This is a genomic window from Kitasatospora sp. NPDC048715, assembly GCF_043198905.1.
Lineage (GTDB): Bacteria > Actinomycetota > Actinomycetes > Streptomycetales > Streptomycetaceae > Kitasatospora > Kitasatospora lactacystinica.
On the sequence record NZ_JBICVH010000001.1, the window covers coordinates 729,459 to 747,562 of the forward strand.

The window sequence follows — 18,104 nt, forward strand, 5'->3', positions numbered from 1 at the left end:
TGAGCGGGGCCTCGACCCGGCGCCCCCAACCCCGAAAGTTCTAAACCGACGAAGTGATTCGTTGGTTTTTTGCAAGCGCGAGTGCGACACGCCCGAGCGCGGGGGTCGGAGGGTTGTCGTGCAGTGACTAAGGACAAAGGACTACTGAGTAGCCATGGCGGGACAGAAGATCCGCATCCGGCTCAAGGCCTACGACCACGAGGTCATCGACTCTTCGGCGAAGAAGATCGTCGAGACGGTGATCCGTACTGGTGCGCAGGTCGCGGGCCCGGTGCCGCTGCCCACTGAGAAGAACGTGTACTGCGTCATCCGCTCGCCGCACAAGTACAAGGACTCGCGCGAGCACTTCGAGATGCGTACTCACAAGCGTCTGATCGACATCCTCGACCCCACGCCGAAGACGGTTGACTCGCTGATGCGTCTCGACCTGCCGGCCGGCGTCGACATCGAGATCAAGCTCTGAGAGGCGCACCGAAGATGGCTAAGCAGATTAAGGGCATCCTGGGCGAGAAGCTCGGCATGACCCAGGTCTGGGACGAGAACAACCGGGTCGTCCCGGTGACCGTCGTCAAGGCTGGGCCCAATGTCGTGACCCAGGTCCACACCGCCGACAGCCCGGCCGGCTACGACGCCGTCCAGATCGGCTTCGGCGAGATCGACCCCCGCAAGGTGAACAAGCCCCTCGCGGGTCACTTCGCCAAGGCCGGTGTCACCCCGCGCCGCCACCTGGTCGAGCTGCGTACCTCGGACGCGTCCGAGTACACCCTGGGCCAGGAGATCACCGCCGAGCTGTTCGAGGCGGGTGTCAAGGTCGACGTGACCGGCACCTCCAAGGGCAAGGGCTTCGCCGGTGTCATGAAGCGCCACAACTTCCGGGGCCTCGGCGCCGGTCACGGCGTGCAGCGCAAGCACCGTTCGCCCGGTTCCATCGGTGGCTGCGCCACCCCGGGCCGCGTGTTCAAGGGCCTGAAGATGGCCGGCCGGATGGGTCACGAGCGTGTGACCACCCAGAACCTGACCGTGCACGCGGTTGACGCGGAGAAGGGTCTGCTCCTGATCAAGGGTGCGATCCCGGGCCCGAACGGCGGCCTCGTCCTCGTCCGCACCGCGGCGAAGGGGCTGTGAAGGATATGAGCACCATTGACATCCTGTCGCCCTCGGGTGACAAGACCGGCAGCCTCGAGCTGCCGGCCGAGATCTTCGACGCGAAGGTCAGCGTTCCGCTGATGCACCAGGTCGTCGTGGCGCAGCTCGCTGCGGCCCGTCAGGGCACCCACAAGACCAAGACTCGTGGCGAGGTCCGTGGCGGCGGCAAGAAGCCGTACCGCCAGAAGGGCACCGGCCGCGCCCGTCAGGGCTCGACCCGTGCGCCGCAGTTCGCCGGCGGTGGCGTCGTGCACGGTCCCGTGCCGCGCGACTACTCGCAGCGGACCCCGAAGAAGATGATCGCCGCCGCTCTGCGCGGTGCGCTCACCGACCGGGCCCGCCACAACCGCATCCACGTCGTCACCGACGTGGTCGCGGCCGAGGTGCCGTCGACCAAGGCCGCCAAGGGCCTGTTCGGCAAGATCACCGAGCGCAAGAACGTCCTCCTGGTCGTCGAGCGCGAGGACGAGCTGGGCCTGAAGTCCGCTCGTAACCTGCCGCACGTGCACATCCTGGACGCCGGTCAGCTGAACACCTACGACGTGCTCGTCTCCGACGATGTGGTCTTCACCCAGGCCGCCTTCGAGCGTTTCGTGGCCGGTCCGGCCGCGTCCGCCAAGGCCGTTGCCGCTGAGGGCGAGCTCGAAGGGAGCGCCGCCTGATGAGCGACGTTACGAGCAAGACGTTCACGGACCCCCGTGACGTCCTGGTGAAGCCGGTCATCTCCGAGAAGAGCTACAGCCTTCTCGACGAGAACAAGTACACGTTCATCGTGTCGCCGGGCGCCAACAAGACCCAGATCAAGCAGGCCGTCGAGGCGGTCTTCTCGGTCAAGGTCGAGGCTGTCAACACGATCAACCGTCAGGGCAAGCGCAAGCGCTCCAAGACGGGCTTTGGCAAGCGCAAGGACACCAAGCGCGCCATCGTGACGCTGGCCGAGGGCAACCGCATCGACATCTTCGGTGGTCCGGTCTCCTAACGGAGATCGTGATCGTCGATAAGGACGAGGACGAGAGAGCCAAATGGGCATCCGCAAGTACAAGCCGACTACGCCGGGCCGTCGTGGCTCCAGCGTGGCCGACTTCGTAGAGATCACGCGGTCCACGCCGGAGAAGTCGCTGGTTCGCCCCCTGCACAGCAAGGGCGGCCGTAACAACGCCGGTCGGATCACCGTTCGCCACCAGGGTGGCGGTCACAAGCGCGCCTACCGCGTGATCGACTTCCGTCGTCACGACAAGGACGGCGTGCCGGCCAAGGTCGCGCACATCGAGTACGACCCGAACCGCACCGCGCGCATCGCGCTCCTGCACTACGCGGACGGCGAGAAGCGCTACATCATCGCGCCGCGCGGCATCGCGCAGGGTGACCGGATCGAGAACGGCGCTGGCGCCGACATCAAGCCGGGCAACAACCTGCCGCTGCGCAACATCCCGGTCGGTACCACCATCCACGCGGTGGAGCTGCGTCCCGGTGGCGGTGCCAAGCTGGCCCGCTCCGCCGGCTCCGGCATCCAGCTGCTGGCGCGTGAGGGCAAGATGGCGCACCTGCGCATGCCCTCCGGCGAGATCCGCCTGGTGGACGCGCGCTGCCGCGCGACCGTCGGCGAGGTCGGCAACGCCGAGCAGTCGAACATCAACTGGGGCAAGGCCGGCCGTATGCGCTGGAAGGGCGTTCGCCCGACCGTGCGTGGTGTGGCCATGAACCCGATCGACCACCCGCACGGTGGTGGTGAGGGTAAGACCTCCGGTGGTCGCCACCCGGTCTCGCCGTGGGGCCAGAAGGAGGGTCGTACCCGTCGCCCGAAGAAGGCGTCGGACGCTCTCATCGTGCGCCGCCGCAAGACCAACAAGAAGCGCTAGGAGCAGGTCAGATGCCGCGCAGTCTCAAGAAGGGCCCCTTCATCGACGGCCACCTTCTCAAGAAGGTGGACGCGCAGAACGAGGCGGGTACCCAGAACGTCATCAAGACCTGGTCCCGTCGCTCCGTGATCTTCCCGGCCATGCTCGGCCACACGATCGCGGTTCACGATGGTCGCAAGCACGTCCCGGTGTTCGTCACCGAGTCGATGGTCGGCCACAAGCTGGGCGAGTTCGCTCCGACCCGCACCTTCCGCGGCCACGTCAAGGACGACCGCAAGTCGAAGCGTCGCTAGTCGCCTGAGCTTCACCGCCAGAACGACTCAATGACTTACTCCATTAAGGGGACAACCATGGAAGCCAGGGCCCAGGCGCGGTACATCCGCGTCACGCCCATGAAGGCCCGCCGCGTGGTGGACCTCATCCGTGGCCTGCCGGCCACGGAGGCCCAGGCCGTCCTGCGTTTCGCTCCGCAGGCCGCCACCGTGCCGGTCGGCAAGGTGCTCGACAGCGCCATTGCCAACGCCGCGCACAACTACAACCACTCCAACGTGGACGACCTCGTCATCAGCGAGGCGTACGTTGACGAGGGTCCGACCCTGAAGCGGTTCCGCCCGCGTGCCCAGGGCCGCGCCTACCGGATCCGCAAGCGGACCAGCCACATCACCGTGGTCGTCAGCAGCAAGGAAGGGACCCGGTAATGGGCCAGAAGGTTAACCCGCACGGGTTCCGCCTCGGCATCAGCACGGACTTCAAGTCCCGCTGGTACGCCGACAAGCTGTACAAGGACTACGTCAAGGAAGACGTTGCCATTCGTCGCATGATGACGAAGGGCATGGAGCGCGCCGGCATCTCGAAGGTTGAGATCGAGCGCACCCGCGACCGCGTCCGCGTCGACATCCACACCGCCCGCCCCGGCATCGTCATCGGTCGCCGTGGCACCGAGGCCGACCGCATCCGCGGCGACCTCGAGAAGCTGACCGGCAAGCAGGTCCAGCTGAACATCCTCGAGGTCAAGAACCCCGAGCTGGACGCCCAGCTCGTGGCTCAGGGCGTCGCGGAGCAGCTGTCCTCGCGCGTCTCCTTCCGCCGTGCCATGCGCAAGTCGATGCAGGGCACCATGAAGTCCGGCGCCAAGGGCATCAAGGTCCAGTGCTCCGGTCGTCTCGGCGGCGCCGAGATGAGCCGTTCGGAGTTCTACCGCGAGGGTCGCGTGCCGCTGCACACCCTGCGTGCGAACGTCGACTACGGCTTCTTCGAGGCCAAGACCACCTTCGGCCGCATCGGCGTGAAGGTCTGGATCTACAAGGGCGACGTCAAGAACATCGCCGAGGTCCGCGCTGAGAACGCCGCTGCCCGCTCGGGCAACCGCCCGGCCCGTCCCGAGGGTGGTCGTCCCGCCCGCGGTGGCGACCGCCGTGGTGGCGAGCGCGGTGGCCGTGGCCGTCGCCCCGCCGCTGCCGAGGCCCCCGCGGCCGCGGCCGCCGAGGCTCCGGCTGCCGAGAACACCGGAACGGAGGCCTGACCCCAATGCTGATCCCCCGTCGGGTCAAGCACCGCAAGCAGCACCACCCCAAGCGCCGCGGCGCTGCCAAGGGTGGCACCGAGCTCGCGTTCGGCGAGTACGGCATCCAGGCCGTCACCCCGGCCTACGTGACGAACCGGCAGATCGAGTCCGCTCGTATCGCCGTCACCCGTCACATCAAGCGTGGCGGCAAGGTCTGGATCAACATCTACCCGGACCGTCCGCTCACCAAGAAGCCGGCCGAGACCCGCATGGGTTCCGGTAAGGGTTCGCCCGAGTGGTGGATCGCGAACGTGCACCCGGGTCGGGTCATGTTCGAGCTGTCGTACCCCAACGAGAAGGTGGCTCGTGAGGCGCTGACCCGCGCAGCTCACAAGCTCCCGATGAAGTGCCGGATCATCCGGCGCGAGGCAGGTGAGAGCTGATGTCGGCCGGCACCAAGGCTGCTGACCTCCGCGAGCTGGACAACGAGGGTCTCGTTGCCAAGCTCCGTGAGGCCAAGGAGGAGCTGTTCAACCTCCGCTTCCAGGCGGCGACCGGGCAGCTCGACAACCACGGACGGCTGAAGCTCGTCCGCAAGGACATCGCGCGGATCTACACCCTGATGCGCGAGCGCGAGCTGGGCATCGAGACGGTGGAGAACGCCTGATGACTGAGAACACCAACGAGACGCGCGGTTTCCGCAAGACCCGTGAGGGTCTCGTCGTCAGCGACAAGATGGACAAGACCGTCGTCGTCGCCGTCGAGGACCGCGTCAAGCACGCTCTGTACGGCAAGGTCATCCGCCGTACGAACAAGCTGAAGGCGCACGACGAGGCGAACGCCTGCGGCATCGGCGACCGGGTCCTCCTCGCGGAGACCCGCCCGCTGTCCGCGACGAAGCGCTGGCGCGTCGTCGAGATCCTCGAGAAGGCCAAGTAACGAAGCCGATGTGGTACGGCCGTATGTGCAGCGGGTCCCTGCGGGACGCCGGTGTGAGCAGCGGCCGGCCCGTCAGCTCTCGTTGACGATCAGGAGAAAGCTGTGATCCAGCAGGAGTCGCGACTGCGTGTCGCCGACAACACGGGCGCGAAGGAAATCCTTTGCATCCGCGTTCTCGGTGGCTCCGGTCGTCGCTACGCCGGTATCGGGGACGTCATCGTCGCGACCGTCAAGGACGCGATCCCCGGCGGTTCGGTGAAGAAGGGTGACGTCGTCAAGTGCGTCGTCGTCCGTACCGTGAAGTCGCGTCGTCGTCCGGATGGCTCGTACATCCGCTTCGACGAGAACGCCGCGGTTGTTCTGAAGAACACCGATGGTGACCCCCGTGGCACCCGCATCTTCGGCCCGGTGGGCCGCGAGCTGCGCGACAAGAAGTTCATGAAGATCATCTCGCTTGCGCCGGAGGTGCTCTAACTCATGGCGAACAGCATGAAGATCAAGAAGGGTGACCTGGTTCAGGTCATCACCGGCAAGGACCGCGGCAAGCAGGGCAAGGTCATCCAGGCCATGCCCGCCGAGAACAAGGTCCTGGTCGAGGGTGTGAACCGGGTCAAGAAGCACACCAAGCCGGGCCCGGGCACTCAGGGTGGCATTGTCACCGTCGAGGCCCCGGTGCACGTCTCCAACGTCCAGCTGGTCGTGGAGAAGGACGGCAAGAAGGTCGTCACCCGCGTTGGCTACCGCTTCGATGACGAGGGCAACAAGATCCGCGTTGCCAAGCGAACCGGTGAGGACATCTGATGTCTGAGACGACTGTTGAGAAGGTGACCCCCCGTCTCAAGGAGCGTTACAACTCCGAGATCAAGGGTCAGCTGCAGGAGCAGTTCTCGTACGAGAACGTCATGCTGACGCCCGGCCTGGTCAAGGTCGTCGTCAACATGGGTGTCGGCGAGGCCGCCCGTGACAGCAAGCTGATCGAGGGCGCGATCCGAGACCTGACCGCGATCACCGGTCAGAAGCCGGCCGTGACCAAGGCTCGCAAGTCCATCGCGCAGTTCAAGCTGCGCGAGGGCCAGCCGATCGGCACGCACGTCACCCTCCGCGGTGACCGCATGTGGGAGTTCCTGGACCGTCTGGTTTCGCTGGCCCTGCCGCGAATCCGTGACTTCCGCGGCCTCTCCCCGAAGCAGTTCGACGGCCGTGGCAACTACACCTTCGGTCTGACCGAGCAGGTTATGTTCCACGAGATCGACCAGGACAAGGTCGACCGTCAGCGCGGTATGGACATCACCGTCGTGACCACCGCTCAGACCGACGACGAGGGCCGGGCGCTCCTGCGCGCTCTGGGCTTCCCGTTCAAGGAGGCGTGAGCCAATGGCGAAGAAGTCCCTCATCGCGAAGGCCGAGCGGAAGCCGAAGTTCGGCGTCCGGGCCTACACCCGGTGCCAGCGCTGCGGCCGTCCGCACTCGGTGTACCGCAAGTTCGGCCTGTGCCGTGTCTGCCTCCGTGAGATGGCGCACCGCGGCGAGCTGCCGGGCGTGACCAAGAGCTCCTGGTAATCAAGGCGCTTTAGGCACACAGCGAAGCAGAGGTGCCCGATCCCACACCGGCCCGTTTTGGGCCTGCCGTACGGATTCCCGTAAGGTAGTGGGGTCGGGCCCCCTGCCACGGCTTCCCCATGGACGTCCGTGGCCCTCTCAAGGGAGGGCTCGCACCCAGTCTTACGACGTCGCAGGTCCCCTGCGCTTGTGCCCCTGACGAACTCGGAAGAGTGCGTAAGGGGGACCTGGCGCGGAGAAACCGCGGCGAGAGAGGCCTGAGGCCATCATGACCATGACCGACCCCATCGCAGACATGCTCACGCGTCTGCGTAACGCGAACTCGGCGTACCACGACACCGTGGCGATGCCGGCCAGCAAGATCAAGGCGCACGTCGCCGAGATCCTGCAGCAGGAGGGGTACATCTCCTCCTACAAGGTTGAGGAGCCCGTCGAGGGCGAGGTCGGCAAGAAGCTGACCATCGAGCTCAAGTTCGGCCCCAACCGTGAGCGCTCCATTGCCGGCATCAAGCGCATCAGCAAGCCGGGTCTGCGCGTTTACGCAAAGTCCACCAACCTGCCGAAGGTTCTCGGCGGCCTGGGCGTGGCGATCATCTCCACGTCCTCCGGCCTCCTGACCGACAAGCAGGCCGCCAAGAAGGGCGTAGGCGGAGAAGTTCTCGCCTACGTCTGGTAATTCGGGAAACGGAGGTACAGCAATGTCGCGCATTGGACGGCTGCCCATCCAGGTCCCCGCTGGCGTGGACGTCACCATCGATGGCCAGACGGTCTCGGTGAAGGGCCCGAAGGGCTCCCTCACCCACGTCGTCGCCGCGCCGATCGAGATCGGCAAGGGCGAGGACGGCATTCTGGCTGTCACCCGCCCCAACGACGAGCGTCAGTCGAAGGCCCTGCACGGCCTGACCCGCACGCTGGTGGCGAACATGATCACCGGCGTGACCGCGGGCTACCGCAAGTCGCTGGAGATCAGCGGTGTCGGCTACCGAGTTCTGGCGAAGGGCTCCGACATGGAGTTCCAGCTGGGCTACAGCCACCCGATCCTCGTCGAGGCGCCCGAGGGCATCTCCTTCGTCGTCGAGTCGGCCACCAAGTTCCACGTGGACGGCATCGACAAGCAGAAGGTCGGCGAGGTCGCCGCGAAGATCCGCAAGCTGCGCAAGCCGGACCCGTACAAGGCCAAGGGTGTCAAGTACGCGGGCGAGGTCATCCGCCGCAAGGTCGGAAAGAGTGGTAAGTAAGCGATGAGTGTCTCTGTCAAGATCGGCAAGGGCAACGCCTACAAGAGCGCCGCTCGCAAGCGCCGCGCGATCCGCGTTCGCAAGCGCGTCGTCGGCACCGAGGTGCGTCCGCGCCTCGTCGTGACGCGCTCGAACCGTCACATGGTCGCCCAGGTCATCGACGACGCCAAGGGTCACACCCTGGCGTCGGCGTCCACCCTCGACGTGTCCATCAAGGGCGCCGAGGGCGACAAGACCGAGCTGGCCAAGAAGGTCGGGAGCCTGGTCGCCGAGCGCGCCAAGGCCGCCGGCATCGAGTCGGTCGTCTTCGACCGCGCGGGCAACCGGTACGCCGGCCGCATCGCCGCCCTGGCGGACGCGGCCCGCGAGGCCGGGCTCGACTTCTAAGCCGCTCGTCGACTCTGTCGACGGACGTAAACGAGAGAGGTAATTCCAATGGCTGGACCCCAGCGCCGCGGTAGCGGCGCCGGCGGTGGCACCGGCGGTGGCGAGCGGCGCGACCGTAAGCGTGACGACCGGGGCAACGCCCCCGCCGTCGAGAAGACCGCTTACGTCGAGCGCGTCGTCGCGATCAACCGTGTCGCCAAGGTTGTCAAGGGTGGTCGTCGCTTCAGCTTCACCGCGCTGGTCGTGGTGGGCGACGGTGACGGCACCGTGGGTGTCGGTTACGGCAAGGCGAAGGAGGTTCCGGCCGCCATCGCCAAGGGTGTTGAGGAGGCCAAGAAGAACTTCTTCAAGGTCCCCCGTATCCAGGGCACCATCCCGCACCCGATCCAGGGTGAGAAGGCCGCCGGCGTCGTGCTGCTGAAGCCCGCCGCCCCCGGTACCGGTGTTATCGCCGGTGGTCCGGTGCGCGCCGTCCTGGAGTGCGCCGGCATCCACGACATCCTGTCGAAGTCGCTCGGCTCGGACAACGCGATCAACATCGTGCACGCCACGGTGGCCGCTCTGAAGGGCCTCGTGCGCCCCGAGGAGATCGCCGCCCGTCGTGGTCTGCCGCTGGAGGACGTGGCCCCCGCCGCTCTGCTGCGGGCGCGTGCTGCTGGGGTGAGCGCCTGATGGCTCGCCTGAAGATCACGCAGACCAAGTCGTACATCGGCAGCAAGCAGAACCACCGTGACACCCTGCGTTCGCTTGGTCTCAAGCGCATGCACGACGTGGTGGTCAAGGAGGACCGTCCCGAGATTCGCGGGATGGCCCACACGGTCCGTCACCTGGTGACGGTTGAGGAGGTGGACTGATCATGGGCGACAACCCGATCAAGATCCACAACCTGCGTCCCGCCCCGGGTGCCAAGACCGACAAGATCCGCGTGGGTCGTGGTGAGGGCTCCAAGGGTAAGACCGCTGGTCGTGGTACCAAGGGCACGAAGGCCCGCTACCAGGTTCCGCAGCGCTTCGAGGGTGGCCAGATGCCGCTCCACATGCGCCTGCCGAAGCTGAAGGGTTTCAAGAACCCGTTCAAGATCACCTTCCAGGTCGTCAACCTCGACAAGCTGGCCGAGCTCTACCCGCAGGGTGGAGAGGTCACGGTCGAGGACCTGGTCGCCAAGGGCGCGGTTCGCAAGAACTCCCTCGTCAAGGTGCTCGGCACCGGCGAGATCTCGGTTGCCCTGCAGGTGACGGTCGACGCCGTCTCCGGCTCGGCCGCCGAGAAGATCACCGCCGCCGGCGGTACGGTCACCGAGCTCGTCTGAGCCCGCTGACAACCGGCTTCGAGCCCCGCACCTCCTCCGGGAGGTGCGGGGCTCGCGCCGTTCCCGGGGATATCCGGCCGGACGGCGCTCGTTCTTTTGTGTGGCAAACCCGGGCATCCCGTACCCCATGAGTGGGGGAGGGGTGGTACGCGCTTCTTCCGAGTGGCTGCGCACTGTTAGAGTCCGTGGAGTTCCCTTGTAGGCTGCGCGTAGGCTCGCCTGTGCCGTCTGTACGGGAGCCCGAACCGCCAAACTCCCCATTCAGGACCGACCCTCCCGCCGACGACGCGCGGGAGGCGCAGGAGGCACCGTGCTCAGTGCGTTCGCGCGGGCGTTCCAGACGCCCGACCTGCGCAAGAAGCTGCTGTTCACGCTGGGCATCATGGTGCTGTTCCGCCTGGGCTCGCACATCCCGATCCCGGGCGTGAGCTTCACGGCCGTGAACGAGTGCGTGAAGGAGACCAAGAACAGCGGCCTCTTCGGACTCGTCAACCTGTTCAGCGGTGGCGCGCTCCTCCAGCTGACGATCTTCGCCCTCGGCATCATGCCGTACATCACGGCGAGCATCATCCTCCAGCTCCTCACCGTCGTGATCCCGCGACTGGAGATGCTGAAGAAGGAGGGACAGGCCGGCCAGGCCAAGATCACCCAGTACACCCGCTACCTGACCATCGCGCTCGCCGTGCTCCAGGGCACCGGCATCGTGGCGACGGCCTCCAGCGGTGCGCTGTTCTCCGGCTGCCCGCTGGCCAACCAGATCGTCCCGGACACCGGCGTGTTCCGGATCGCCGTCATGGTGCTCACCATGACCGCCGGCACGACGGTCATCATGTGGCTCGGCGAGCTGATCACCGACCGCGGCATCGGCAACGGCATGTCGCTGCTGATCTTCACCTCGATCGCGGCCCAGTTCCCGTCCTCGATGTGGGCGATCAAGCAGTCCGGCACCATCGGCGGCGGCTGGGTCGAGTTCCTCTCGGTGGTCGCGGTCGGCGTCATCGTCGTGATGCTGGTCATCTTCGTCGAGCAGGCCCAGCGCCGGATCCCGGTCCAGTACGCGAAGCGGATGATCGGGCGCCGCGCGTTCGGCGGGACCTCGACCTACATCCCGCTCAAGGTGAACCAGGCCGGTGTCATCCCGGTCATCTTCGCCTCGTCGCTGCTGTACATCCCCGCCCTGGTGGTCCAGCTGACCAACAGCCAGGCAGGCTGGGCCACGTGGATCCGGACGAACTTCGTCAAGGGTGACCACCCGATCTACATGGCCACCTACTTCCTGCTGATCGTCTTCTTCGCGTTCTTCTACGTCGCCATCTCCTTCAACCCCGAAGAAGTTGCCGACAACATGAAGAAGTATGGTGGGTTCATCCCGGGTATCCGGGCCGGCCGACCGACGGCCGAGTACCTGAACTACGTGCTGACCCGTATCACGTGGCCGGGTTCGCTCTACCTGGGCCTGATCGCGTTGATCCCGATGATCGCCCTGGTCGCCTTCGGACAGCAGACCAACTTCCCGTTCGGCGGCACCAGCGTGCTCATCGTCGTCGGCGTCGGACTCGAAACTGTGAAGCAGATCGAGAGCCAGCTCCAGCAGCGCAATTACGAAGGGTTCCTCCGCTGATGCGTATCGTCCTCGTTGGTCCTCCCGGGGCCGGGAAGGGTACTCAGGCGCACCTGCTCGCCAAGACCCTGTCCATCCCGCACATCTCCACCGGCGACCTGTTCCGTGCCAACATCGGCCAGGGCACCCCGCTGGGGCTCGAGGCCAAGGGCTACATGGACGCCGGCCGCCTGGTACCGGACGAGGTCACCATCGGGATGGCCAAGGACCGCATGCTCCAGGCGGACGCCGAGAACGGCTTCCTGCTCGACGGCTTCCCCCGCAACCTGGGCCAGGCCGAGGCGCTCGACGAGTTTCTCGCCGAGAAGGGCATCAAGCTGGACGGCGTCCTGGACCTGGAGGTCCCCGAGGACGAGGTCGTCAAGCGGATCGCGGGCCGTCGCCTGTGCCGCAAGAACGGCAGCCACGTGTTCCACGTCGCGTACAACCCGCCGAAGGAGGAGGGTGTCTGCGACGAGTGCGGTGGCGAGCTCTACCAGCGCTCCGACGACACCGAGGCGGCGGTGCGCACCCGCCTGGAGGTCTACCACACGGAGACCGAGCCGATCATCGGCTACTACAAGGAGCAGGGGCTGCTGGTGACCATCCTGGCCCTCGGCAAGGTGGACGAGGTCACCTCCCGCGCCATCGAGGCGCTGAAGCGGGACAGCTGAGTCTCTCGGCGAACGTACGACGGTACGGCCGGGTCGCCCGCCCCTCGCGGGTGGCCCGGCCGTTTCGGCGTCGTACGGTGGTAGCAGTGGTAATCCGGACTTGGAAGGCGTGACCAGATGGTGGAGATCAAGACCCCCGAGCAGATCGCGAAGATGCGAGCGGCCGGGCTGGTCGTCGCCGAGGCCCTGAAGGCCTGTCGCGAGGCGGTCGTCCCCGGGGTGACCACCCAGGAGCTCAACGACGTCGCGGACAAGGTCATCACCGGCCACGGTGCCACCTCGAACTTCCGGGCCCACCACGGCGGGCTCTGGTTCCCGGGCGTGATCTGCGCCTCGGTGAACAACGAGGTCGTGCACGGCATCCCCGGCGAGCGGGTGCTCCAGGAGGGTGACGTCATCTCGATCGACTGCGGCGCCATCCTGGACGGCTGGCACGGCGACTCGGCCATCACGGTGGCGGTCGGCGAGGTCAGCCCGGAGGTCGAGATGCTGAGCCGGGTCACCGAGGGCTCGATGTGGGCCGGCATCGCCCAGATGAAGAAGAACAACCGCCTGGTGGACGTCTCCAAGGCGATCGAGGGCTTCATCCGTCGCCAGCCGCTGCCGCCGAAGGGCAAGTGGGGCATCACCGAGGGCTACGGCGGCCACGGCATCGGCACCGCGATGCACATGGAGCCGCACGTGCTGAACTACGTCGAGCGCGGCCGCGGCAAGGGCCCGAAGCTGGTCCCCGGCACCGTGCTGGCGATCGAGCCGATGGTCTCGCTCGGCACCCCGCACACCACCGTGCTGGACGACGAGTGGACGGTCGTCACCAACGACGGCACCTGGGCCTCGCACTGGGAGCACTCGGTGGCCGTCACCGAGCAGGGCCCGCTGGTGCTGACCGCCTTCGACGGCGGCAGGGCGGAGCTGGCCAAGCTGGGCATCACCGCAGCTCCGGACCCCCTCGCGTAGTCGCCACGGCGCCCAACTGCCGCTGCTGACAAGGGATCAGAGCCCTGGAGGTTTGGACCTCCAGGGCTTTTGTCCTATTTTTATCGGCTGGCAGGGTCCGTAGTGGCTCACGAGCGAGCAGGAGAGAGTAAGTGCTCAAGGGATTCCGCGACTTCATGATGCGCGGCAACGTCGTCGACATGGCGGTCGGTGTGGTCATCGGTGCCGCGTTCACCGCGGTGGTGACCGGCTTCGTGTCCGCCTTCCTCACCCCGTTGGTGGGCGTGGTGGTCGGTGCGGCCGGCGACTTCAGCTCGTACAAGGCGCACATCGCGGGGGTGACCTTCCCGTACGGGCAGTTCCTCAACGTGCTGATCGCGTTCTTCATGACCGCCGCGGTGCTGTACTTCTGCGTGGTGCTGCCGATCACCAAGGCGACCGCGCGCTACATGCCGAAGAAGCCGAAGACGCCGAAGCGTCCCTGCCCCGAGTGCCTGACCGAGATCCCCGAGGCCGCCCGCCGCTGCTCGGCCTGCACCGCCCACGTCGAGCCGCTGGTGGTCGTCGCCAAGGCCTGACGCGACGGGTGTGACGGTGACCGCTTTCCGGGACCCCCGTTTTGGTCCGTCGGACGCGCTGGCGTAGGATGGACCGTCGGCTCACTCGTAGCGTGCTTCAGCGCGCCCTCTTCCCCCCGGGGGAGGGGTGAACCCAGGTTCGCACGAGCGTTCCGCATACGGTAGCCGGTCCCGGAAGGTGGATCTCGCAGTTCATGGCTAAGAAGCAAGGCGCCATTGAGATCGAGGGCACCGTGATCGAGTCTCTGCCGAACGCGATGTTCAAGGTCGAGCTGCAGAACGGTCACAAGGTCCTCGCGCACATCAGTGGCAAGATGCGCATGCACTACATCCGCATCCTGCCGGACGACCGGGTCGTCGTGGAGCTCAGCCCCTACGACCTCACGCGCGGGCGGATCGTCTACCGCTACAAGTAAGAACGTCAGATCTAGACCCGGAGAACCTGAACATGAAGGTCAAGCCGAGCGTCAAGAAGATCTGCGACAAGTGCAAGGTGATCCGCCGTCACGGCCGGGTCATGGTGATCTGCGACAACCTGCGCCACAAGCAGCGCCAGGGCTGATCTCTCCCCAGCATTTCTCGTAGTACTTCGCGCGACGCGAAAACGTCATAAGCGGGCTGCCCGATCCGTTCCGTCCGGAACGGACTGCCACCCCCGGTCAGAGGCCGGGGCTCCCTCACCGTGAGGTGTCGGAGTAGGTAGCACGCAAGACCTCTGAAAAAGCACAGGAGCCTTGAATGGCACGCCTCGCCGGCGTTGATCTCCCCCGTGAGAAGCGGATCGAGATCGCCCTCACCTACGTGTACGGCATCGGCCGTACCCGCGCCCAGCAGACCCTGGCCGAGACCGGTGTGAACCCGGACGTCCGCGTCCGCGACATCACCGAGGACGACCTGGTCAAGCTGGGTCAGTACATCGACGCCAACTACACGGTCGAGGGTGACCTCCGCCGTGAGGTGGCCGCCGACATCCGCCGCAAGGTCGAGATCGGCTGCTACGAGGGTCTGCGTCACCGCCGTGGCCTGCCGGTCCGCGGCCAGCGCACCCACACCAACGCGCGTACCCGCAAGGGCCCGCGTCGCGCGATCGCCGGCAAGAAGAAGCCGGGCAAGAAGTAGTCCGTCCCGTAACCGGACATCCCTCCGGCCCGCGGGTCAGCGGACCGACCACCTCAGTAGGAGAACAGACTTATGCCCCCCAAGGGTCGTCAGGCTGCCGGCGCGAAGAAGATCCGCCGCAAGGAAAAGAAGAACGTCGCTCACGGCCACGCGCACATCAAGAGCACGTTCAACAACACCATCGTTTCGATCACCGACCCCGCGGGCAACGTGATCTCCTGGGCCTCCGCCGGCCACGTCGGCTTCAAGGGCTCGCGCAAGTCCACCCCGTTCGCCGCGCAGATGGCCGCCGAGGCCGCTGCCCGTCGCGCGCAGGAGCACGGCATGCGCAAGGTTGACGTCTTCGTGAAGGGTCCGGGCTCCGGCCGCGAGACCGCGATCCGTTCGCTCCAGGCCACCGGCCTGGAGGTCGGCTCGATCCAGGACGTCACCCCCACCCCGCACAACGGCTGCCGTCCGCCGAAGCGCCGCCGCGTCTGACGCAGCGCCTTCGGGCACGCAGGTGATGTTTTAAACCTCGTACGGGCTCCCGTTCTCCACGGGAGCCCGTACGCTTGGTCCTGTCGGCATCAAATAGTGGGTGCCGAAGACAACCGGAGGATTTCCCCCATGCTTATCGCTCAGCGTCCCTCGCTGACCGAAGAGGTCGTCGACGAGTTCCGCTCCCGGTTCGTGATCGAGCCGCTGGAGCCGGGCTTCGGCTACACCCTCGGCAACTCCCTGCGCCGCACGCTCCTGTCGTCGATCCCGGGTGCCGCTGTCACCAGCATCCGCATCGACGGCGTCCTGCACGAGTTCACCACCGTGCCGGGCGTCAAGGAGGACGTGACCGACCTCATCCTCAACATCAAGCAGCTGGTCGTCTCCTCGGAGCACGACGAGCCGGTCGTGATGTACCTGCGCAAGCAGGGCCCGGGTGTCGTCACCGCCGCCGACATCGCCCCGCCGGCGGGTGTCGAGGTGCACAACCCCGAGCTGGTCCTCGCCACGCTGAACGGCAAGGGCAAGCTGGAGATGGAGCTGACCGTCGAGCGCGGTCGCGGCTACGTCTCCGCCGTCCAGAACAAGGCCTCCGGCCAGGAGATCGGCCGCATCCCGGTCGACTCGATCTACAGCCCGGTGCTGAAGGTCACCTACAAGGTCGAGGCCACCCGTGTCGAGCAGCGGACCGACTTCGACAAGCTGATCGTCGACGTCGAGACCAAGCCCGCCATGCGTCCGCGCGACGCCATGGCCTCGGCCGGCAAGACCCTGGTCGAGCTGTTCGGTCTCGCCCGCGAGCTGAACATCGACGCCGAGGGCATCGACATGGGCCCGTCCCCGACGGACGCCGCCCTGGCCGCCGACCTGGCGCTGCCGATCGAGGAGCTGGAGCTCACCGTCCGCTCCTACAACTGCCTCAAGCGCGAGGGCATCCACACCGTGGGTGAGCTCGTCGCCCGCTCCGAGGCCGACCTGCTCGACATCCGCAACTTCGGTGCGAAGTCGATCGACGAGGTCAAGGCGAAGCTGGCCGGCATGGGCCTGGCCCTCAAGGACAGCCCGCCCGGGTTCGACCCGACCGCTGCCGCCGACGCCTTCGGCGCCGACGACCTCGACGACTCGCACTTCGCCGAGACCGAGCAGTACTAAGAGAATTGGCCGCGGGGGCGGTTCCACGGAGCCGCCCCCGTCGTCGCGAAAGTCGTACGGGCAACAGTGCCCGTACGCCCGCTGCGGTACCTGATACGGCCGTAGTCGGAGATCCAAGGAGAAATCCATGCCGCGTCCCACCAAGGGTGCCCGCCTCGGCGGCGGCCCGCACCACGAGCCGCTGCTGCTCGCCGGTCTGTGCCGGGAGCTGTTCCAGTACGGCCGCATCACCACGACCGAGGCCAAGGCCCGTCGGATGCGCCCGCTGGCGGAGAAGCTGATCACCAAGGCGAAGAAGGGCGACATCCACAACCGTCGCCTGGTGCGCAAGACCATCACCGACATCTCGGTGCTGCACACCCTCTTCACCGAGATCGCGCCGCGCTACGAGAACCGCCCGGGTGGCTACACCCGCATCACCAAGATCGGTCCCCGTCGTGGCGACAACGCCCCGATGGCCGTGATCGAGCTGGTCGAGGCGCTGACCGTCGCGCAGACCGCCGTCGGCGAGGCCGAGGCCGCCACCAAGCGCGCCGTCAAGGAGGCCGACGAGGCCGCTGCCGTCGAGACCAAGGCCGACGAGGCCGAGGCCGCCGAGCAGGCCTGACGCCTCTAGGTGTTCCGCGGGCCCGTTTCCCCAGCAGTGGGGGAGCGGGCCCGTTCCTCATCCCCGGGAGATGTGAGAAGCAGTGGTCAACGATTGCGCCGAGCAGCCGCAGGTGAAGGACGGCCCGGCCGACGGGTACGTCCGGGTCCGGCTCGACCTCGCCTACCAGGGCGCCGAGTTCTCCGGCTGGGCCCGCCAGAAGGGCGGCCGGCGGACGGTCCAGGAGGAGATCGAGACCGCGCTGCAGATCGTCACCCGCAGCCCGGAGCTGTTCCCGCTGACGGTGGCCGGCCGCACCGACGCCGGGGTGCACGCCCGCGGCCAGGTCGCCCACGTCGACCTGCCCGCCGAGCTGTGGGAGGCGCACCGGGAGAAGCTGCTGCGCCGGCTGGCGGGCCGGCTGCCCGGGGACGTCCGGATCTACCGGGTCGGCGAGGCGCCGGCCGGGTTCGACGCCCGTTTCTCGGCGGTCTGGCGCCGGTACGCGTACCGCGTCGCCGACCACCCGGGCGGGGTGGACCCGCTGCTGCGCGGCCACGTGCTCTGGCACGACCGCCCGCTGGACGTGGACCGGATGAACGAGGCGGCGAAGCTGCTGCTCGGCGAGCACGACTTCGCCGCGTACTGCAAGAAGCGCGAGGGTGCCACCACCATCCGCACCCTGCTGGAGCTGCACTGGGACCGCGTCCCGGTGGACTCCTACGCGGCCCAGGAGGGCTCGCTCGCGGTCGCCACCGTCCGGGCCGACGCCTTCTGCCACAACATGGTCCGGGCGCTGGTCGGCGCGATGCTGCTGGTCGGCGACGGGCACCGGCCGGTGGAGTTCCCCGGCGAGGTGCTGGCGGGCGGGGTGCGCAACTCCGCCGTCAACGTGATCCGGCCGTACGGGCTCACGCTGGAGGAGGTCGGCTACCCGCCGGACGACCAGCTGGCCGAGCGCAACCGGGCGGCCCGGCGGATGCGGACCCTGCCCGGGCAGCCGGCCGTCGGGTAATCCGTTTTGGCCCGGCGCGTCC

The 18,104-nt window shown here is 67.1% G+C and carries 32 protein-coding genes; all 32 read left to right on the top strand.

Translation table 11 applies throughout. The annotated features are described in order from the left end of the window. The first annotated feature begins 154 nt into the window (after positions 1-154). The 32 genes from rpsJ to truA all read left to right on the top strand — a co-directional run bounded on the left by rpsJ (position 155) and on the right by truA (position 18,082). Positions 155-463: a 30S ribosomal protein S10 gene (gene rpsJ / locus ACGFSC_RS03345; protein WP_012785157.1), complete on the top strand. Its 309-nt coding sequence runs from the start codon at positions 155-157 to the stop codon at positions 461-463. A gap of 14 nt (positions 464-477) precedes the next feature. Continuing rightward, on the top strand, positions 478-1,125 hold the full coding sequence (gene rplC / locus ACGFSC_RS03350; RefSeq protein WP_189916064.1) for a 50S ribosomal protein L3: 648 nt from the start codon (positions 478-480) through the stop codon (positions 1,123-1,125). A gap of 5 nt (positions 1,126-1,130) precedes the next feature. Beyond that, positions 1,131-1,808 (top strand): 50S ribosomal protein L4, encoded by a 678-nt coding sequence (gene rplD / locus ACGFSC_RS03355; RefSeq protein WP_359897509.1) that lies wholly within the window; start codon positions 1,131-1,133, stop codon positions 1,806-1,808. Then, entirely contained in the window at positions 1,808-2,125 is a 318-nt protein-coding gene (gene rplW / locus ACGFSC_RS03360; protein ID WP_030280768.1) for a 50S ribosomal protein L23, read from the top strand. The genes rplD and rplW overlap by 1 nt, the downstream gene beginning before the upstream one ends. A gap of 43 nt (positions 2,126-2,168) precedes the next feature. Beyond that, positions 2,169-3,005: a 50S ribosomal protein L2 gene (rplB, locus tag ACGFSC_RS03365; protein WP_320440637.1), complete on the top strand. Its 837-nt coding sequence runs from the start codon at positions 2,169-2,171 to the stop codon at positions 3,003-3,005. An 11-nt stretch (positions 3,006-3,016) separates the two neighbouring features. Then, the gene (rpsS, locus tag ACGFSC_RS03370) at positions 3,017-3,298 is read left to right on the top strand and encodes a 30S ribosomal protein S19 (RefSeq protein WP_030055821.1); all 282 of its coding nucleotides are present in this window, start codon (positions 3,017-3,019) and stop codon (positions 3,296-3,298) included. Positions 3,299-3,355: 57 nt separating this feature from the next. Further along, complete coding sequence (rplV, locus tag ACGFSC_RS03375) at positions 3,356-3,703, top strand: 50S ribosomal protein L22 (RefSeq protein ID WP_030055822.1); 348 nt, start codon at positions 3,356-3,358, stop codon at positions 3,701-3,703. Continuing rightward, the gene (rpsC, locus tag ACGFSC_RS03380; RefSeq protein ID WP_359820416.1) at positions 3,703-4,527 is read left to right on the top strand and encodes a 30S ribosomal protein S3; all 825 of its coding nucleotides are present in this window, start codon (positions 3,703-3,705) and stop codon (positions 4,525-4,527) included. The genes rplV and rpsC overlap by 1 nt, the downstream gene beginning before the upstream one ends. Before the next feature lie 5 nt (positions 4,528-4,532). Next, positions 4,533-4,952 (top strand): 50S ribosomal protein L16, encoded by a 420-nt coding sequence (gene rplP, locus ACGFSC_RS03385; protein WP_030055824.1) that lies wholly within the window; start codon positions 4,533-4,535, stop codon positions 4,950-4,952. Next, entirely contained in the window at positions 4,952-5,176 is a 225-nt protein-coding gene (rpmC, locus tag ACGFSC_RS03390) for a 50S ribosomal protein L29 (RefSeq protein WP_063348970.1), read from the top strand. The genes rplP and rpmC overlap by 1 nt, the downstream gene beginning before the upstream one ends. Next, the gene (gene rpsQ, locus ACGFSC_RS03395; RefSeq protein WP_030055826.1) at positions 5,176-5,448 is read left to right on the top strand and encodes a 30S ribosomal protein S17; all 273 of its coding nucleotides are present in this window, start codon (positions 5,176-5,178) and stop codon (positions 5,446-5,448) included. The genes rpmC and rpsQ overlap by 1 nt, the downstream gene beginning before the upstream one ends. Positions 5,449-5,550: 102 nt before the next feature. Beyond that, positions 5,551-5,922 (top strand): 50S ribosomal protein L14, encoded by a 372-nt coding sequence (rplN, locus tag ACGFSC_RS03400; protein ID WP_030393301.1) that lies wholly within the window; start codon positions 5,551-5,553, stop codon positions 5,920-5,922. Between the two features lie 15 nt (positions 5,923-5,937). Next, the gene (gene rplX, locus ACGFSC_RS03405; protein ID WP_030055828.1) at positions 5,938-6,249 is read left to right on the top strand and encodes a 50S ribosomal protein L24; all 312 of its coding nucleotides are present in this window, start codon (positions 5,938-5,940) and stop codon (positions 6,247-6,249) included. Next, positions 6,249-6,818 (top strand): 50S ribosomal protein L5, encoded by a 570-nt coding sequence (gene rplE, locus ACGFSC_RS03410; RefSeq protein WP_030393302.1) that lies wholly within the window; start codon positions 6,249-6,251, stop codon positions 6,816-6,818. The genes rplX and rplE overlap by 1 nt, the downstream gene beginning before the upstream one ends. A 4-nt stretch (positions 6,819-6,822) precedes the next feature. Then, positions 6,823-7,008 carry a type Z 30S ribosomal protein S14 gene (locus tag ACGFSC_RS03415; RefSeq protein WP_030393303.1) on the top strand — a complete coding sequence of 62 codons (186 nt, stop codon included), beginning with the start codon at positions 6,823-6,825 and terminating at the stop codon, positions 7,006-7,008. A gap of 268 nt (positions 7,009-7,276) precedes the next feature. Next, positions 7,277-7,684 (top strand): 30S ribosomal protein S8, encoded by a 408-nt coding sequence (gene rpsH, locus ACGFSC_RS03420; RefSeq protein ID WP_033824224.1) that lies wholly within the window; start codon positions 7,277-7,279, stop codon positions 7,682-7,684. 22 nt (positions 7,685-7,706) lie between these two features. Further along, entirely contained in the window at positions 7,707-8,246 is a 540-nt protein-coding gene (gene rplF, locus ACGFSC_RS03425; RefSeq protein WP_030393304.1) for a 50S ribosomal protein L6, read from the top strand. Between the two features lie 3 nt (positions 8,247-8,249). Then, entirely contained in the window at positions 8,250-8,633 is a 384-nt protein-coding gene (rplR, locus tag ACGFSC_RS03430) for a 50S ribosomal protein L18 (protein WP_030280785.1), read from the top strand. 48 nt (positions 8,634-8,681) lie between these two features. Then, a complete protein-coding gene (rpsE, locus tag ACGFSC_RS03435) occupies positions 8,682-9,305 on the top strand; it encodes a 30S ribosomal protein S5 (protein WP_030055834.1) in 624 nt (207 codons plus the stop codon). Beyond that, positions 9,305-9,487, top strand: coding sequence for a 50S ribosomal protein L30 (rpmD, locus tag ACGFSC_RS03440; RefSeq protein WP_030055835.1), 183 nt, complete (start codon positions 9,305-9,307; stop codon positions 9,485-9,487). Before rpsE ends, rpmD begins: the two co-directional genes overlap by 1 nt. A 2-nt stretch (positions 9,488-9,489) precedes the next feature. Beyond that, positions 9,490-9,942: a 50S ribosomal protein L15 gene (rplO, locus tag ACGFSC_RS03445; protein WP_255752515.1), complete on the top strand. Its 453-nt coding sequence runs from the start codon at positions 9,490-9,492 to the stop codon at positions 9,940-9,942. A gap of 310 nt (positions 9,943-10,252) precedes the next feature. After that, positions 10,253-11,563, top strand: coding sequence for a preprotein translocase subunit SecY (secY, locus tag ACGFSC_RS03450; RefSeq protein WP_359820423.1), 1,311 nt, complete (start codon positions 10,253-10,255; stop codon positions 11,561-11,563). Continuing rightward, the gene (locus tag ACGFSC_RS03455) at positions 11,563-12,216 is read left to right on the top strand and encodes an adenylate kinase (RefSeq protein WP_359897508.1); all 654 of its coding nucleotides are present in this window, start codon (positions 11,563-11,565) and stop codon (positions 12,214-12,216) included. Before secY ends, ACGFSC_RS03455 begins: the two co-directional genes overlap by 1 nt. A 117-nt stretch (positions 12,217-12,333) precedes the next feature. Continuing rightward, positions 12,334-13,173: a type I methionyl aminopeptidase gene (gene map / locus ACGFSC_RS03460; RefSeq protein WP_359897507.1), complete on the top strand. Its 840-nt coding sequence runs from the start codon at positions 12,334-12,336 to the stop codon at positions 13,171-13,173. Positions 13,174-13,304: 131 nt separating this feature from the next. Then, a complete protein-coding gene (mscL, locus tag ACGFSC_RS03465) occupies positions 13,305-13,730 on the top strand; it encodes a large conductance mechanosensitive channel protein MscL (protein ID WP_359897506.1) in 426 nt (141 codons plus the stop codon). Positions 13,731-13,924: 194 nt separating this feature from the next. Continuing rightward, a complete protein-coding gene (gene infA, locus ACGFSC_RS03470; RefSeq protein WP_003956442.1) occupies positions 13,925-14,146 on the top strand; it encodes a translation initiation factor IF-1 in 222 nt (73 codons plus the stop codon). 32 nt (positions 14,147-14,178) lie between these two features. After that, positions 14,179-14,292, top strand: coding sequence for a 50S ribosomal protein L36 (gene rpmJ / locus ACGFSC_RS03475; RefSeq protein WP_003956441.1), 114 nt, complete (start codon positions 14,179-14,181; stop codon positions 14,290-14,292). 176 nt (positions 14,293-14,468) lie between these two features. Beyond that, positions 14,469-14,849 (top strand): 30S ribosomal protein S13, encoded by a 381-nt coding sequence (gene rpsM, locus ACGFSC_RS03480; protein ID WP_350511311.1) that lies wholly within the window; start codon positions 14,469-14,471, stop codon positions 14,847-14,849. A gap of 72 nt (positions 14,850-14,921) precedes the next feature. After that, a complete protein-coding gene (gene rpsK, locus ACGFSC_RS03485) occupies positions 14,922-15,329 on the top strand; it encodes a 30S ribosomal protein S11 (RefSeq protein ID WP_030232513.1) in 408 nt (135 codons plus the stop codon). 129 nt (positions 15,330-15,458) lie between these two features. After that, the gene (locus tag ACGFSC_RS03490; RefSeq protein WP_049649049.1) at positions 15,459-16,481 is read left to right on the top strand and encodes a DNA-directed RNA polymerase subunit alpha; all 1,023 of its coding nucleotides are present in this window, start codon (positions 15,459-15,461) and stop codon (positions 16,479-16,481) included. Positions 16,482-16,608: 127 nt separating this feature from the next. Beyond that, positions 16,609-17,088, top strand: a complete 480-nt coding sequence (rplQ, locus tag ACGFSC_RS03495) for a 50S ribosomal protein L17 (protein WP_359897505.1) — start codon at positions 16,609-16,611, stop codon at positions 17,086-17,088. A gap of 82 nt (positions 17,089-17,170) precedes the next feature. Continuing rightward, a complete protein-coding gene (gene truA / locus ACGFSC_RS03500; protein WP_359897504.1) occupies positions 17,171-18,082 on the top strand; it encodes a tRNA pseudouridine(38-40) synthase TruA in 912 nt (303 codons plus the stop codon). Positions 18,083-18,104 lie beyond the last annotated feature (22 nt).

Excerpts from the sequence above, each read along its gene's own strand:
- map (WP_359897507.1), top strand. The coding sequence starts at position 12,334 with ATGGTGGAGATCAAGACCCCCGAGCAGATCGCGAAGATGCGAGCGGCC.
- rplX (WP_030055828.1), top strand. The coding sequence starts at position 5,938 with ATGAAGATCAAGAAGGGTGACCTGGTTCAGGTCATCACCGGCAAGGAC.
- ACGFSC_RS03455 (WP_359897508.1), top strand. The coding sequence starts at position 11,563 with ATGCGTATCGTCCTCGTTGGTCCTCCCGGGGCCGGGAAGGGTACTCAG.
- rpmC (WP_063348970.1), top strand. The coding sequence starts at position 4,952 with ATGTCGGCCGGCACCAAGGCTGCTGACCTCCGCGAGCTGGACAACGAG.
- rplW (WP_030280768.1), top strand. The coding sequence starts at position 1,808 with ATGAGCGACGTTACGAGCAAGACGTTCACGGACCCCCGTGACGTCCTG.
- rpsE (WP_030055834.1), top strand. The coding sequence starts at position 8,682 with ATGGCTGGACCCCAGCGCCGCGGTAGCGGCGCCGGCGGTGGCACCGGC.
- rpmJ (WP_003956441.1), top strand. The coding sequence starts at position 14,179 with ATGAAGGTCAAGCCGAGCGTCAAGAAGATCTGCGACAAGTGCAAGGTG.
- infA (WP_003956442.1), top strand. The coding sequence starts at position 13,925 with ATGGCTAAGAAGCAAGGCGCCATTGAGATCGAGGGCACCGTGATCGAG.
- rplP (WP_030055824.1), top strand. The coding sequence starts at position 4,533 with ATGCTGATCCCCCGTCGGGTCAAGCACCGCAAGCAGCACCACCCCAAG.
- rpsJ (WP_012785157.1), top strand. The coding sequence starts at position 155 with ATGGCGGGACAGAAGATCCGCATCCGGCTCAAGGCCTACGACCACGAG.
- rplF (WP_030393304.1), top strand. The coding sequence starts at position 7,707 with ATGTCGCGCATTGGACGGCTGCCCATCCAGGTCCCCGCTGGCGTGGAC.
- rpsH (WP_033824224.1), top strand. The coding sequence starts at position 7,277 with ATGACCATGACCGACCCCATCGCAGACATGCTCACGCGTCTGCGTAAC.
- rplV (WP_030055822.1), top strand. The coding sequence starts at position 3,356 with ATGGAAGCCAGGGCCCAGGCGCGGTACATCCGCGTCACGCCCATGAAG.
- rpmD (WP_030055835.1), top strand. The coding sequence starts at position 9,305 with ATGGCTCGCCTGAAGATCACGCAGACCAAGTCGTACATCGGCAGCAAG.
- rpsS (WP_030055821.1), top strand. The coding sequence starts at position 3,017 with ATGCCGCGCAGTCTCAAGAAGGGCCCCTTCATCGACGGCCACCTTCTC.
- rplB (WP_320440637.1), top strand. The coding sequence starts at position 2,169 with ATGGGCATCCGCAAGTACAAGCCGACTACGCCGGGCCGTCGTGGCTCC.
- rplQ (WP_359897505.1), top strand. The coding sequence starts at position 16,609 with ATGCCGCGTCCCACCAAGGGTGCCCGCCTCGGCGGCGGCCCGCACCAC.
- rplO (WP_255752515.1), top strand. The coding sequence starts at position 9,490 with ATGGGCGACAACCCGATCAAGATCCACAACCTGCGTCCCGCCCCGGGT.
- rpsM (WP_350511311.1), top strand. The coding sequence starts at position 14,469 with ATGGCACGCCTCGCCGGCGTTGATCTCCCCCGTGAGAAGCGGATCGAG.
- rpsK (WP_030232513.1), top strand. The coding sequence starts at position 14,922 with ATGCCCCCCAAGGGTCGTCAGGCTGCCGGCGCGAAGAAGATCCGCCGC.
- ACGFSC_RS03415 (WP_030393303.1), top strand. The coding sequence starts at position 6,823 with ATGGCGAAGAAGTCCCTCATCGCGAAGGCCGAGCGGAAGCCGAAGTTC.
- rplR (WP_030280785.1), top strand. The coding sequence starts at position 8,250 with ATGAGTGTCTCTGTCAAGATCGGCAAGGGCAACGCCTACAAGAGCGCC.
- ACGFSC_RS03490 (WP_049649049.1), top strand. The coding sequence starts at position 15,459 with ATGCTTATCGCTCAGCGTCCCTCGCTGACCGAAGAGGTCGTCGACGAG.
- rplE (WP_030393302.1), top strand. The coding sequence starts at position 6,249 with ATGTCTGAGACGACTGTTGAGAAGGTGACCCCCCGTCTCAAGGAGCGT.
- rplD (WP_359897509.1), top strand. The coding sequence starts at position 1,131 with ATGAGCACCATTGACATCCTGTCGCCCTCGGGTGACAAGACCGGCAGC.
- rpsQ (WP_030055826.1), top strand. The coding sequence starts at position 5,176 with ATGACTGAGAACACCAACGAGACGCGCGGTTTCCGCAAGACCCGTGAG.
- rplC (WP_189916064.1), top strand. The coding sequence starts at position 478 with ATGGCTAAGCAGATTAAGGGCATCCTGGGCGAGAAGCTCGGCATGACC.
- rpsC (WP_359820416.1), top strand. The coding sequence starts at position 3,703 with ATGGGCCAGAAGGTTAACCCGCACGGGTTCCGCCTCGGCATCAGCACG.